9 protein-coding genes are annotated in these 13,525 nt (G+C 70.5%); 2 read left to right on the top strand and 7 right to left on the bottom strand.

Annotation, left to right across the window (positions count from 1 at the left end):
- Positions 1 to 13 precede the first annotated feature (13 nt).
- The gene (gene guaA / locus OHU89_RS30365; protein WP_266888896.1) at positions 14 to 1,591 is read right to left on the bottom strand and encodes a glutamine-hydrolyzing GMP synthase; all 1,578 of its coding nucleotides are present in this window, start codon (positions 1,589 to 1,591) and stop codon (positions 14 to 16) included.
- A 323-nt stretch (positions 1,592 to 1,914) separates the two neighbouring features.
- On the opposite strand from guaA, the gene OHU89_RS30360 reads away from it, so the two are divergent.
- Positions 1,915 to 2,196 carry a chorismate mutase gene (locus OHU89_RS30360; protein WP_266823084.1) on the top strand — a complete coding sequence of 94 codons (282 nt, stop codon included), beginning with the start codon at positions 1,915 to 1,917 and terminating at the stop codon, positions 2,194 to 2,196.
- A gap of 594 nt (positions 2,197 to 2,790) precedes the next feature.
- Here OHU89_RS30360 and OHU89_RS30355 read toward each other — a convergent pair.
- Positions 2,791 to 3,903 (bottom strand): hypothetical protein, encoded by a 1,113-nt coding sequence (locus tag OHU89_RS30355; RefSeq protein WP_405647519.1) that lies wholly within the window; start codon positions 3,901 to 3,903, stop codon positions 2,791 to 2,793.
- Between the two features lie 217 nt (positions 3,904 to 4,120).
- On the opposite strand from OHU89_RS30355, the gene OHU89_RS30350 reads away from it, so the two are divergent.
- A complete protein-coding gene (locus OHU89_RS30350; protein ID WP_405647517.1) occupies positions 4,121 to 5,158 on the top strand; it encodes an LPXTG cell wall anchor domain-containing protein in 1,038 nt (345 codons plus the stop codon).
- A gap of 94 nt (positions 5,159 to 5,252) precedes the next feature.
- On the opposite strand, the gene OHU89_RS30345 is transcribed toward OHU89_RS30350, so the two are convergent.
- From OHU89_RS30345 to OHU89_RS30325, 5 genes are all read right to left on the bottom strand, one after another.
- Positions 5,253 to 7,031 (bottom strand): GMC family oxidoreductase N-terminal domain-containing protein, encoded by a 1,779-nt coding sequence (locus OHU89_RS30345; protein ID WP_405647515.1) that lies wholly within the window; start codon positions 7,029 to 7,031, stop codon positions 5,253 to 5,255.
- A gap of 38 nt (positions 7,032 to 7,069) precedes the next feature.
- Positions 7,070 to 8,680 (bottom strand): succinic semialdehyde dehydrogenase, encoded by a 1,611-nt coding sequence (locus OHU89_RS30340; RefSeq protein ID WP_405647513.1) that lies wholly within the window; start codon positions 8,678 to 8,680, stop codon positions 7,070 to 7,072.
- Between the two features lie 137 nt (positions 8,681 to 8,817).
- Complete coding sequence (locus OHU89_RS30335; protein ID WP_405647510.1) at positions 8,818 to 10,443, bottom strand: serine/threonine-protein kinase; 1,626 nt, start codon at positions 10,441 to 10,443, stop codon at positions 8,818 to 8,820.
- 42 nt (positions 10,444 to 10,485) lie between these two features.
- Positions 10,486 to 12,138 (bottom strand): serine/threonine-protein kinase, encoded by a 1,653-nt coding sequence (locus OHU89_RS30330; RefSeq protein ID WP_405647507.1) that lies wholly within the window; start codon positions 12,136 to 12,138, stop codon positions 10,486 to 10,488.
- A gap of 105 nt (positions 12,139 to 12,243) precedes the next feature.
- The gene (locus OHU89_RS30325) at positions 12,244 to 13,329 is read right to left on the bottom strand and encodes a serine/threonine-protein kinase (protein ID WP_405647504.1); all 1,086 of its coding nucleotides are present in this window, start codon (positions 13,327 to 13,329) and stop codon (positions 12,244 to 12,246) included.
- Between the last annotated feature and the right edge of the window lie 196 nt (positions 13,330 to 13,525).

The following is a 13,525-nucleotide window of genomic DNA, read 5'->3' as shown; positions in this document are numbered from 1 at the left end:
CAGAACGGGAGGTCTACTCCCACTCGATGGTGCCCGGCGGCTTCGACGTCACGTCGAGGACCACGCGGTTGACGTCGGCCACCTCGTTCGTGATCCGCGTCGAGATCTTCGCCAGCACCTCGTACGGCAGTCGCGACCAGTCGGCGGTCATGGCGTCCTCGGAGGACACCGGGCGCAGCACGATCGGGTGGCCGTAGGTGCGGCCGTCGCCCTGGACGCCGACGCTGCGGACGTCCGCGAGCAGAACCACCGGGCACTGCCAGATGTCGCGGTCGAGGCCGGCCGCGGTCAGCTCCTCGCGGGCGATGGCGTCGGCGTCGCGGAGCAGGTCGAGCCGCTCCTTGGTGACCTCGCCGACGATCCGGATGCCGAGCCCCGGGCCGGGGAACGGCTGGCGCTGGACGATCTCGTCCGGCAGGCCCAGCTCCTGGCCGACCATCCGGACCTCGTCCTTGAACAGCTTGCGCAGCGGCTCGATCAGCTGGAACTCGAGGTCCTCGGGGAGGCCGCCGACGTTGTGGTGGGACTTGATGTTGGCGGTGCCGGTACCGCCACCGGACTCGACCACGTCGGGGTAGAGGGTGCCCTGGACGAGGAACTCCACCGCCGGACCCTCGTCCGCGATGATCTCCGCCTGCGCCTGCTCGAAGACCCGGATGAACTCCCGGCCGATGATCTTCCGCTTCTCCTCGGGGTCCGAGACACCCTTGAGCGCGGTCAGGAAGCGCTCCTCCGCGTCGACGACGACCAGCTTGACGCCGGTCGCGGCCACGAAGTCCTTCTCGACCTGCTCGGTCTCGCCCTTGCGCATCAGGCCGTGGTCGACGTACACGCAGGTCAGCTGGTCGCCGATGGCGCGTGCGACGAGGGCCGCGGCCACCGCGGAGTCGACACCGCCGGACAGACCGCAGATGGCGCGCTTGTCGCCGACCTGCTCACGGATGGCCGTGACCTGCTCCTCGATCACGTTGCCCGTGGTCCAGGACGGGGTCAGGCCCGCGCCCCGGTAAAGGAAGTGCTCCAGGACCTGCTGGCCGTGCGTGGAGTGCATGACCTCGGGGTGGTACTGGACGCCGTAGAGCTTCTTCTCGTCGTTCTCGAAGGCGGCGACCGGGACGACGTCCGTGGCGGCCGTGACGGAGAAGCCCTCGGGGGCGGCGGAGCAGGCGTCGCCGTGGGACATCCAGACGGACTGCTCGTCGGGGGTGCCCTCGAACAGCGTCGAGCCGGACCGCGACACATGGAGCGGTGTACGGCCGTACTCACGGGCGCCGGTGTTGTCGACCGTGCCGCCGAGGGTCGTCGCCATCAGCTGGAAGCCGTAGCACATGCCGAAGACGGGGACGCCGGCCTCGAAGAGCGCGCGGTCCAGGCGCGGGGCGCCCTCCGCGTAGACCGAGGAGGGGCCGCCGGAGAGGATGATCGCCGCCGGGTTCTTGGCGAGCATCTCCGCGACCGGCATGGTGCTCGGCACGATCTCGCTGTAGACCCGGGCCTCGCGGACACGGCGGGCGATGAGCTGGGCGTACTGCGCGCCGAAGTCGACGACCAGGACGGTGTCGGGGGCGGCGGCGGGGGTCGCTGATGACACGGGTTGCCTTCCGGCGTGAGCGAGGTGAGTGTGGGGCCGAGTCTACCGGGCGCGGCGGGGCCGTTCCCGGGGCAACGCTGTCTCACGATGCGAACCGGCTTGGACGCCCCCGTGAGGCGCGGCATACTGCTCCCATGCTCACGCACCCGACCTTCCTCTTTACCTATGGCACCCGGCCCGCCGGCTGCCATGGTCGTGCTGCTTGAGCAACTGACAAGCGACTTCCCAGGCGCCCCGGGCCGACAAGGTTCGGGGCGCCTGTCGTTTCCTCCGGACCCTGCCGCTCCGGGGCACCTCGACCCCTTCCAGACGAGGAGCTCCCCATGACCGCCATCGACGTGACCGGCGCCCGTACCTCCGAGGCCGCGGACGTGATCACCGGCGCCCGTGAGCGCATCGACGCGCTCGACGACCGGATCATCGGTCTGATCCAGGAACGGATGGCCGTGTCCGCCGTCATCCAGGAGGCGCGGATCACCTCCGGCGGCCGGCGCGTGAACCTCTCCCGCGAGATGGAGGTCCTCAACCACTACAGCGAGGCGCTGGGCAAGCCGGGCACCTCCCTCGCGATGACCCTTCTCGAACTGTGCCGCGGTCGCATCTGAGTTCGGGCCCCGCCTCACCCGTACGGCGCGTGACCGGGACGCGGACCGCTTCGTTGGTGGGGTGTCCGTGCCAGCCAGGGGCGGGCCCGAAAGAACCACGCGTGGCTCGCTGGGGCGATGAGACGTACGGATCGTGCCGTACGTCGTGGGACCTCGCTCCAGGTAAGTGACCGGACGGCAGGGGACAGCAGCCCGGTCACCCAAGAGAACGGTCGGCTCCGGGGACGCCCGGGGCCGGCCGACGGAAAAGTGCACAAACGAGTACAAGGCAAAGTACGGGAACACGTACAAGGCCGGGCCAAACGGTTGCGGTGGCCGGGTCCATCCAGCACGATGCCTACAAAGCCCAAGTCCCCTCGCAGACAACCACATTGCCTTTGTCCTCCCGCACTGCCAGAGGTCGAGACCAACCGTGCGCCCCGACTGCGCCGGGGCGCCGACCCAGGCACGCGAAGCAAGCGGCGCAACCCCCCGGCGCCGCTCCCAGGCACCGGTGCTGCCCTGACGCCGGTGCTGACGAAAAATGGGCCCCGCGGCTCCGTCCCGCGGGGCCCTTCGTCGTGCCTCGGCCCTCCACACCTCGACCGCCGTGCGTCAGACGCGCGAGACCGTCCCGCAGTCCTGACCCTGACTGATGCCCTTGCTGCGGTCGTACGGGTCCGACGTCGGGCCCGAGGGGGGCGCGCTCGTCGGGGCGTCCGAGGGGAACTGCGGGTGGAACCAGCCGTCGTGGGCGTCACAGGCCGAGTTGCCGGCGTCCCGGTCGTGCCGCAGGACGGTGAGCTTGCCGGGTGTGACGTCGTACCTGGCCGGGTCGGAGAGTTCGAGGTCGAGGACGCGGCGGACGATGGTGCGGGTCACCTCGGGCGAGCCGTCGGCGCGGACCACCGGGTAGACGAAGGTGTAGTCGGCGTGGACGGCGACGGCGGTGCCCTCGCCCGCCTTGAACGTCATCCGGCCGCGGACCTTCACGACGTCGCCGACCGGCCGGACCTCGTCCGGGTCGAAGCGGGTGAACATCGAGAGCGGGTCGTGCTTCTCGTCCGGCTTGCTCAGGGCGGTCTTCAGCCCCGAGAGGACGTCCTTCTGCTTCGGGTCCACTATGTCCAGCGCCGCCTCGGGGCGCTCGCCGCGCAGTGTCGCCGGGTCGAGGTTCGAGGAGATCAGCAGTTCCCTGGTCAGCTGAAGGGCCTGGGCGACCTCCGCCTTCGACCTTCCGCCGACCGCTTCCGCTTTCGGTGCCAGGATGCCGGCCTTGCCGTCGGCCCAGCGCTTGGCCGGGGAGCCGGCGAACGGATCGTCCAGGGTGGGTGTCGCGGGGGCCGCGGCGGAGGGCGGGGCGGTCGGGGCCGCAGTCTCCTCGGGGAGCGGTGACTCGGCGGCGGAGTCGGAGGTCCCGCTACCGAAGGGGTCGCCCGGCAGCAGCGACGGCTTCAGCGCCACGACGGCCACGACGAGGGCGAGGAGCAGACCGAGGACCGTCCACACCCGCCGGCCGCGCTTCCTCTCCTGCACCGGCGGACCCGGACGCCAGCTCTCGGGTGTCTCACCGCGGGCCTCCTGCTGCCGCAGGCGCTCGGTCACCATGCGGGCGCGCGCGGAGGGCTCCTTCGGAGCCTCCCGCTCGTTGGCGCGCGTGAACTGTTCCCAGACGTCGTCGGGGACTTCGGGGGCCGAGGAGGAGTCCTCGGACGGCTTGTCAGACACGACGGCAGTTCTATGGGCTGAGAAAGCACTTTCACAAGCGCAATCCGAATGTGACTCAGGCCACATAAGGTTTCTGTGAATGCGGGGGCAACCATTCACAGGCTTCGCGAATCAAACCAGGCGAACCACGGGCCACACCCGCACCCCACAGGCGGGGCCCACCAAGCCCCACTCACGTGCTGCGACACGCAGCACACCGGACTTCCTGAGGTCTTTCATGAAGCTTCGCCGTGCCATGGCCGCAGCGGCCGCGACGGCTGTCATAGCCCCGCTCGCGCTGCTGTCCGCGCCTGTCGCGTTCGCGGACGAGACGACTCCGACTCCCACCGAGACGGTCACCACCACGCCGACGGACGAGCCGACCGACACGGCCGAGCCGACCCCGACGGACACCGCGCTGCCCACCGACACCGCGCTCCCGACCGACACGGCGACGGCCACCGCCACCGCCACGGCGACCGACACCGCGACGGCCACCGCCACGGCCACCGAGTCGGACGAGCCCGAGCCCTCCGACTCGGCCGAGCCGAGCGAGGAGCCGACCGACCCGGACGTCCCCTACTGCGAGGACGTCGACGAGGACTTCGCGGACGCCAAGGTGTCCGCGGACATCAAGGGCCTGCCCGGCAAGATCGTCGCCGGTGACGGCTTCCACAACTTCAAGCTGGTCGTCACCAACGACTCCGGCACCACGGTCGACGGCGTCGCGTTCTACGCCGAGATCGAGAACTACGAGATCGACGAGGCGAAGTTCCTGAGCCCGTACGTCGACCTGGAGTTCAAGAACACCGAGACCGGCACCTGGGACCGCATCGGCTCCGAGGAATGGGCCGGCGACTACTTCTTCTACGTCGACTCGCTGAAGGCCGGCAAGACCAAGTCGGTCGACCTGCGCGTCAGCATCGGCTCCAAGGCCCCGGCCGGCGACGCCTACTCCTTCGGCTCCGGCGCCTACCTGGACAACATCGACGGCCAGGACTGCATCGCCGAGGGCTGGGCCCAGTACGACTTCGAGGTCCTGAAGGCCGGCACGCCCAACCCGAACCCGGGCACGGCCGACCCGAGCGACAACGGCTCCAAGGACTCGGTGAAGAAGCCGCAGGGTGACGTCTCCGAGCTGCCGACTGGCAACCTCGCGGACACCGGCTCCAGCTCGGCCCTGCCGACCATCGGTCTCGTCGGCGGTGTCGCGATCGTCGCCGGTGCCGGCGCCGTCTTCGCGATGCGTCGCCGCAAGGTCGGTGCGGAGGGCTAAGGCCTGGCCGTAAGCCCGCAAGACAAAGAGAAGGACCTGCGCTCGGAGGGGGGCGCAGGTCCTTCTCTTCATGTGCGGAGGGGCTACGGCGGGGCTACTTCTTCGGCGGCACCGCCGGCATCCCCAGGAAGGGCAGCCGCAGCGCCCCGAACGCCTCCGCCGGTACCGCCGCCGTCTGCGGCTCGACCGGCTTCAGACGTTCGTACGCCGCTCCCTGCGCCGGACGCGGGTCCGCCTCGCCCTTGTTGGGCCAGAACGACATCGCCCGCTCGGCCTGTGCGGTGATCGTCAGGGACGGGTTCACCCCGAGGTTCGCCGAGACCGCGGCGCCGTCGACGACCGAGATACCGGGGTGGCCGTAGAGGCGGTGGTACGGGTCGATCACACCGTCCTCGGCGGTGGCGCCGATGGGGCAGCCGCCGAGGAAGTGGGCGGTGAGCGGGGTGCCCATCAGCTCGCCGACGTTGGAGCCCGCGAAGCCGTTGATCTCGGCCGCGATCGCCGACGCGCCCTCCGAAGCGGCCCTGATCTGCTTGGGGTTGGGGGCTCCGTGGCCCTGACGGGCGGTGAGCAGGCCCTTCCCCACACCGTCCGGCTTCAGATACGTCGTCAGGGAGTTGTCCAGCGACTGCATCACCAGGCCGATGATGGTCCGCTCCGACCAGCGGCGGTTGGAGAGGGAGCGCAGCACCAGCACGGGATGCCGGGCCGCGTTCGCCACCCAGCCCAGGACCCGCGACGAGCCCTCGGTGTAGGGGACCTGGAGGATGGACAGGCCGCCCATCGAGTTGGAGCCCTTGCCGTAGCGGACCGGCTCGATGTGGGTGTTCGCGTCCGGGTGGATGGACGAGGTGATGGCGACGCCCTGGGTGAAGTCGGCCCTCTTGTCGCCGGTCGCCTTGCGGTAGCGCCGGTCGCTGGTCTGCGCGCCGACCAGTGCCTCGGAGTTGGTGCGGGTCAGCTCGCCCAGCTTCTCGGAGAGGTGCGGCAGTTGGCCGCCCGCCTTCATGCGGTGCAGCAGGGTCTGGGTCCCGTAGGTGCCGGCGGCGAGGACGACACGGCGGGCCTTGAAGGTGCGGCCCTTGCCCTTGCGCTTCTGGTCCGTCGGCAGGGTGGCGATCGCGTACCCGCCCTGCGAGTCGTCCGTGACCGAGACGACCGTCGTCATGGGGAACACGACCGCGCCCGCCTTCTCGGCGAGGTAGAGGTAGTTCTCGTTGAGGGTGTTCTTCGCGCCGTGACGGCAGCCGGTCATGCACTCACCGCACTCGGTGCACGCCTTGCGGTCCGGTCCCGCGCCACCGAAGTACGGGTCCGCGACCCGCTCGCCGGGTTTCGCCTTCCCCGTGCCGTCGGCGTCCTGGCCGTCGCCGAAGAACACGCCGACGGGCGCCATGTGGAAGGTGTCACCGACACCCATCCGCTGGGCCGCCGCCTTCAGATGGACGTCGGACGGGGTCATCGTCGGGTTGAGCCGTACGCCGAGCATGCGCTGCGCCTGGTCGTAGTACGGCTTCAACTCCTCTTCCCAGTCCGTGATGTCACGCCACTGCGGGTCCTCGAAGAACGGCTTCGGCGGTACGTAGAGGGTGTTGGCGTAGTTCAGGGAACCACCGCCGACGCCCGCGCCCGCGAGCACCATCACGTTGCCCAGCAGATGGATGCGCTGGAGCCCGTACATGCCGAGCCTGGGGGCCCAGAGGTAGTTCTTGATGTCCCAGGAGTTCTTGGGGAGGGTGCCCGGGGTGAAGCGGCGGCCGGCCTCCAGGACGCCTACGCGGTAGCCCTTTTCGGTGAGGCGGAGGGCGGTGACGGATCCGCCGAAGCCGGATCCGACGACGATCACGTCGTAGTCGTAAGCGTCCTGAGGCACGTGCGTTCTCTCCTTTGAGCGTGCAGTGCGGGTCGGTACTAGCGGAACCGGAACGCCTTCATGAGGCGCAGGCTGCGGCTCATGAACTGGGCGTACGCCTCGTCGCTCATCCCCAGCGACGGCGCCATCGGCAGCAGCCGCTGCTGGGCCACCGTCTGGGCCTCCGTGTACTTGAGGATGCCCTCGGAGCCATGGCGGCGGCCGAGGCCGGAGTCCTTCATGCCGCCCATCGGGGACTGGACGCTGCCGTAGGCGGGTGCGTAGCCCTCGTTGACGTTCACCGTGCCGGTGCGCAGCCGGGAGGCGACCTCGCGGCCGCGCTTGGCGTCCTTCGTCCAGACCGAGGAATTGAGGCCGTACGACGTGGAGTTGGCCTGCGCGACGGCCTCGTCGTCGGTCTTGAAGCGGTAGATGGAGACGACCGGGCCGAAGGTCTCCTCGGCGCAGATCGCCATGGGCTCGGTCACGCCGTCCAGGATCGTCGGCTCGAAGAAGTACGGGCCGATGTCCGGGCGGGCGACACCGCCGGCGACGACCTTGGCGCCCTTGGAGACGGCCTCCTCGACATGCCGGGTGACGGTCTCCAGCTGGCGCTCGCCGACGAGGGAGCCCATGTCGGCGCCGTAGGCGAGGGACCTGCCGAGCCGCATGGCCTTGGTGCGGGCGGCGAAGCGCTCAAGGAAGGCGTCGGCGACCGACTCGTGGACGTACAACCGCTCGATGGAGATGCAGAGTTGGCCGGCGGAGGAGAAGCAGGCACGGACCGCGCCCGCCGCCGCCTTCTCGATGTCGGCGTCCTCCAGTACCAGCATCGCGTTCTTGCCGCCGAGTTCGAGCGAGACGCCGACGAGGCGGGCGGCGGCGCCCTGGGCGACCTCGCGGCCGGTGCGGGTGGAGCCGGTGAAGGAGACGTAGTCGGCGTGCCGGACGACCTCGGGGCCGACGACGGGGCCCTCGCCGAGGACGACCTGGAAGACGTCGGCGGGCAGCCCGGCCTCGATCAGCAGGTCACGCGCCCACAGGGCGGTCAGGCAGGTCTCGGTGTCCGGCTTCATCACGACCGCGTTGCCCGCCACGAAGGCGGGGAGCGCGTCGCCGACGGACAGCTCCAGGGGGTAGTTCCAGGGGGCGATCTGGCCGACCACGCCCCGCGGGTGGCGCAGCTCGGTGACCTTGGTGAGGGTCGGCATGGCGCCCGCGTGCCGCTTGGGCCGCAGATAGGAGGGCGCCCTGCGGCCGTAGTGGCGGGCGGCGACCGCGACGGCCTGCACCTCCTCGTGGGCGTGCAGACGGGCCTTGCCGGTCTCCAGCTGGATCAGGTCGAGGACCTCGGCCTGGCGCGCGAGCACCAGGTCGTGGAAGCGGAGCAGCACGGCCGCGCGCTGCCGTACGGGCGTCCGCTCCCACACGGCCTGCGCCTTGCGGGCCGCCGCGTAGGCCTTCTCCACGTCCTGCGGCGTCGACTCGGGCAGGTCGGCCAGCTTCTCACCGGTGAACGGCGTGTGGTTGGCGGTGCGACCGGAGCCGACCACACCCTTGGTGAGCTGGGCGACCAGCTCCGGGGTGACCACGTCGGCGGCGGTCCGGGCGCCCTCAGGGGCGGGGGCGAGGGGGTTGGTGGCCTGAGCCGAAGCCTTCGAGTCCGTCATGACGCGCAGGGTATGCCGGAGCGGGGGCTTTGGGTACCCGTCGGTAATCGGGATTCACCGAGTACTCACACGCCGCCAGTGATCACTGGCGCAAAAGCCGCTGATCAGCGCGTTGTTCGGTGTCGATCACCGGCCGCTCACGCATTTTCGATCACGAGCCGGTCACGGGCCGCCTTGAAGAGCGCCATGCCCTCCTTCTCGGCCGCCGTCCCCTTCGGCATGTCGACCCGGAGCTCGTAGAGACGGCCGTCGTCGGTCACGACGGACAGCTGCATGACCCGGGTCGGGTCGTCGCCCTCGTCGTCGTAGGTGGTGTCGGCCTGTACGGCGTACTCGCCCCCGAAGCTGGTCTCCGTGAGCCGGGTCTCGGCCTCCGCGTGCGCCGCCCAGGACCTCTTCTGCTGGTACGCCCGGCCCATGGCTGTGGTGCTGGGCTGGTCCCACAGGCTGAGGCGGAGGTCGATGCCGCCCTCCCCGTAGATCACCATCCGCGGCTGGTCGGTGGCGCTGCCCTGCCGATGGGTCTCCCCGTACCGGCTCGGGACGGCGAGCGTGGCCTTCATGGCCTTCTCGGGGTGCTTGTCCCAGGGCTCGTCGGCGATGTCGGTAGTGGCGGGCGCGAGGGGGGCCGAGGTGTACGTCGGCTCGGCGACCTCGTAGGTCTCGGGCTCGGGGTCGGCGAGAAAATAGGACGTGCCGAGCCAGGCGCCACTGGCGAGGGCGACACCGAGCAGGGCGGCCGGGAGGGGACGGCGCAGGAGGTGGGGCTTCCGCGGCGACGTCGTCGGTACGACGGTGGTGTCCGGCTGCTTCGGTTCGGGCTCGGGTTGCGGTCCCCGCAGGCGTACGGTTCCGGAGTCCTCGCCCAACTCCGTTATTCGGTCGGGCACTTGGGGGGACTGCGTGGCGGGCAGCGGTGGCACCGGCCACCCCTCAGCCGCCGCCTCCAGGATCTTGGCGGCCTCCTCGGCGTCCGGCCGCAGATCGGGGTCCTTCCCCAGCAGCCCGCTGATCAAGGGGCTCAGTGGACCGGCCCGCTTGGGCTCGGGCGGGTCGAAGGAGAGGATCGCGGCGAGGGTGGACTCCAGCGTCGTACGCCGGAAAGGCGGTTCGCCCTCCACGGCGGCGTACAGCAGGACGCCCAGGGACCACAGATCCGAGGGCGGGCCGGCACCCCGCCCGGACATCCGCTCGGGGGCGACGAAGTCGATGGAGCCGACGAACTCGCCGCTGACGGTGAGGGATTCCTCGCCCTGGACATGCGCGATGCCGAAGTCGGTGAGGACGACCCGGCCGTGCGGGCCGAGCAGCACGTTGGCGGGCTTCACATCGCGGTGCACGATCCCGACGGCGTGGGCGGCTCGCAGGGCGCCGAGGACGGCCAGGCCGATCCGGGCGGTCTCGGCCGGGGCGACCGGGCCACGCCGGAGCACCTCGTGCAGGGACTCCCCGCGCACCAACTCCATGACGATCCACGGCAGTCCGTCCTCGACCACCACGTCATGGATCGACACGGCGGCGGGATGGTCGACCCGGGCGGCGGCACGGGCCTCCCGGTAGAGCCGGTGAGAGGCCCGCTGATGGGCCTCGTCCTCCGGGTCACCGGGCAACCTCGGCTGCTTCACGGCGACTTCGCGGTCCACCAGCTCGTCGTGCGCCCGCCAGACGGTGCCCATGCCGCCCGACCCGATGCGCTCGGCCAGGCGGTAACGGCCGCCTATCAGTCGGCCCTTCGGGCTGGTGCCGCCCCGGTCGTTGCTCATGCCCCATCAGTACCTTGTGGGGCGGTTGCTTGTCGACGCGGGTCAGAGCACGTCGACGTCGAGGTTCGCGATCGTCGTCCTCGCCACCTCTTGCCCGCGCTTCGTGAAGTCGCCATCGCCGGGGTAGCTGATGGTGAGCTTGTACATGTCGCCCTTGGAGGTCTTGTAGTAGAAGATCTGCATCTCACGGGGGCGGGGGTTCTGGCTGTCGTCGGTGGTGTACTTGATCGTGTTCTTGGCGGCTTGCTTCCCCTGGTACGTGACCTCGTCGTCGGTGTCCGTCTTCGGGTCCTCCGGCATGCTGAGCTCGTACTCGCCGTTCTCCTTGAACTTCTTGTCGTCCTCGTACATCTCGGCGGCCGCCGAGCCCGCGATGGTGTTGCCCGAGTCCTCGGCCTTCCTGTCGAGCCTCAGCCCGATCCAGATGCTGCCGCTGTAGTCGGTGTACGTGACCCAGTGCGCCTCGTCCGTCTTCCGGTCGGGCACTTCCGCCTGGTACTTGTGGGGCACCGCCAGCGTCGCGGCGACGTCCTTCACCTTCTTCGTCGTCCAGCCGTCCGGCAACGGCCCGGCGAACGGGTCCGCGACCACCAGATACGCCGCCACCGCGGCCGCGACGACCGCGGCACCGAGCCCGATCAGCGACTTGCGGCCCAGCCGCACACCGCCCTTCGGAGCCCCCTCGGCGAGCTGCACGACCTGCGTCGCCGCCGGCGCCGGCGGGTTGGCGGCCGTCTCCAGCAGCGCCCGCACCTGGACCGCGTTCGGGCGACGCGCCGGGTCCTTCTGGAGGAGGCCGGTGATGACGTCGGCCAGCGGACCCGAGGCGGAGGCCGGAGCGGCCGGCGTGGCGTTGAGGACCGACTGGAGCGTGGCCGGCGTGTTGCTCCGGCGGAACGGCGAGACGCCCTCGGTGGCCGCGTACAGGACGACACCGAGCGACCACAGGTCCGACGCCGGTCCCGGCCGCTGCCCCAGCACCCGCTCCGGCGCGATGTACTCGGGCGAGCCGACGAAGCCGCCGGTGTCGGTCAGATTGGTCTCGCCCTCGATCTGGGCGATGCCGAAGTCCGTGAGGACGACGCGGTCATGGCGGCCGAGCAGCACGTTGTCCGGCTTGACGTCCCGGTGCAGGATGCCCGCCGCGTGCGCGGCCTCCAGCGCGCCGAGCACTTCGAGGCCGATTCTGGCCGCTTCCCGCGCCCCGAGGGTGCCCTCCTGCAACGCGTCGCCCAGCGAACGGCCCCGCACCAGCTCCATGACGATCCACGGCTGGCCGTCGACGACGGCGACGTCATGCACGTTCACGACGGCGGGATGGTCGAGCCGGGCCGCGGCACGCGCCTCGCGACGCATGCGCTCGAACGCGTTGGCGCGTTCGCGGTCGGGAAGATGATCGGGTACGCGGGGCTCCTTGACGGCGACCTCACGGTCCACCGTCTCGTCCTTGGCGCGCCAGACCGTCCCCATGCCGCCGTGCCCGAGCTTGGCGAGCAGACGGTAACGACCACCGATCAACCGGCCGGTACCCGGCTCCGGTTCGGGCGCGGAGGGTGCCGTCTGGTGCGGTACGACCTGGGTGGGCGCCGCGTACGGGTTGTCCGGGTGCGGCACGGCCGCGGGCGGGTTCGGCGGTTGCAGACCAAAACTCGTTGGCTCGTCGGACCCGTAAGGGGCTCCCCCGTTGCTGCTCATGGGTCCGTTCATATCGCGCCAGCCGCGTCCGAATCCACTCAGAGGGCGTTGCGGTCACAGACCCGTGACTCAGGAGGTCGCTTATCTCCCTTTTATGTGAGCTCGCTATGGAGCCTCGGACTCAGTGAAGGAAGGTTTCGTCACAGAGGGCGCCGCGGAGGGCGTCACGGAAGGCGTCACCGTCGGACTCGAACCGGCCGAGCCACTGACCGACGTGGGCGACGGCGACGGCTCACCCCCGCCGCCCTCCTGATGCATGATCAGCGCCGCCCCCGAGACCCCCGCCCCCGCCATCGCGGCGACCAGCGCCACGGCCGTCAGCACACCCCGCAGGGAACGCCGCTCGGCGACCGGCAGGCGCCCCGTCTCCAGAAAGGCCCGCAGCATCCGCTCGGCCGACTCCGCGTCCAGCCGGCGTGCCGGATCGCGCTCCAGCAGCCCTCGTACGACGGGCAGGATCGGCGCGGCCTGCGCGGGCAGCCGTATCTCCCCCGCGAGGACCGCGTGCAGGATGCCGCTCAACGAGTCGCGCCGGAACGGCGATTCACCGCTCAGCGCCGTGCACAGCAGCGCGCCCACCGACCACAGGTCCGACGCGGGCCCGGTCCCGACCCCCGACATCCGCTCCGGCGCGGTGTACTCGGGGGAGCCGACGAAGGACCCGGTCTCGGTGAGCGTGGTGGCGCCCGCGACCTGCGCGACGCCGAAGTCGGTGAGGACGACCCGGCCGGTGCCGGCCTCCATCAGGACGTTCGCGGGCTTGATGTCCCGGTGCAGGACCCCGGCCGCGTGGGCCGCGCGCAAGGCGCCGAGCAGATCGACGCCGATCCGGGCGGCCTCGGCGGGCACCACCGGCCCGTGCACGGCGATCCGGTCGGCGAGGGAGCCGCCGTCGATCAACTCCATGACGAGGTAAGGCCGTTCGTCCTGCTCGACGATGTCATGGACGACGATGATGTGCGGGTGCCTGAGCTGTGCGACGGCCCGCGCCTCGCGCAGGGTCCGGTCACGCTGCCACCGGGCCTCGGCCTCGGACAGCGTCTCGTCGAGGGAGATCTCCTTGACCGCCACCCGCCGCCCCAGCAGCAGATCGGTCGCCCGCCACACGACGCCCATGCCGCCCCGCCCGATCCTGACCTCCAGGCGATAACGGCCCGCTATGACACGGAAGTTGTCCCCCGGGGTCCCCATGCGCCCCATGATGCCGCGCCGGACGCCCTCCTTCCGCGGCGCTGACCGGCCAAGTACGCTGCCGACCCCTCTCCGTCCTGATCATTTTCAACCATGGCCGGTTTTGAAATGACTGCAAGGCATGGCAATTCGCCAGGCCATAAGCCCCATAAAAGGTAAACAGGGTGGCCGGAATCGCGCTGTCCTGTGAATCACA

Source organism: Streptomyces sp. NBC_00019 (assembly GCF_045041015.1).
In the GTDB taxonomy this organism is placed as follows: domain Bacteria; phylum Actinomycetota; class Actinomycetes; order Streptomycetales; family Streptomycetaceae; genus Streptomyces.
Note: the sequence above shows the minus strand (reverse complement) of the source record. Positions and strands in the feature narration are given on the sequence as shown.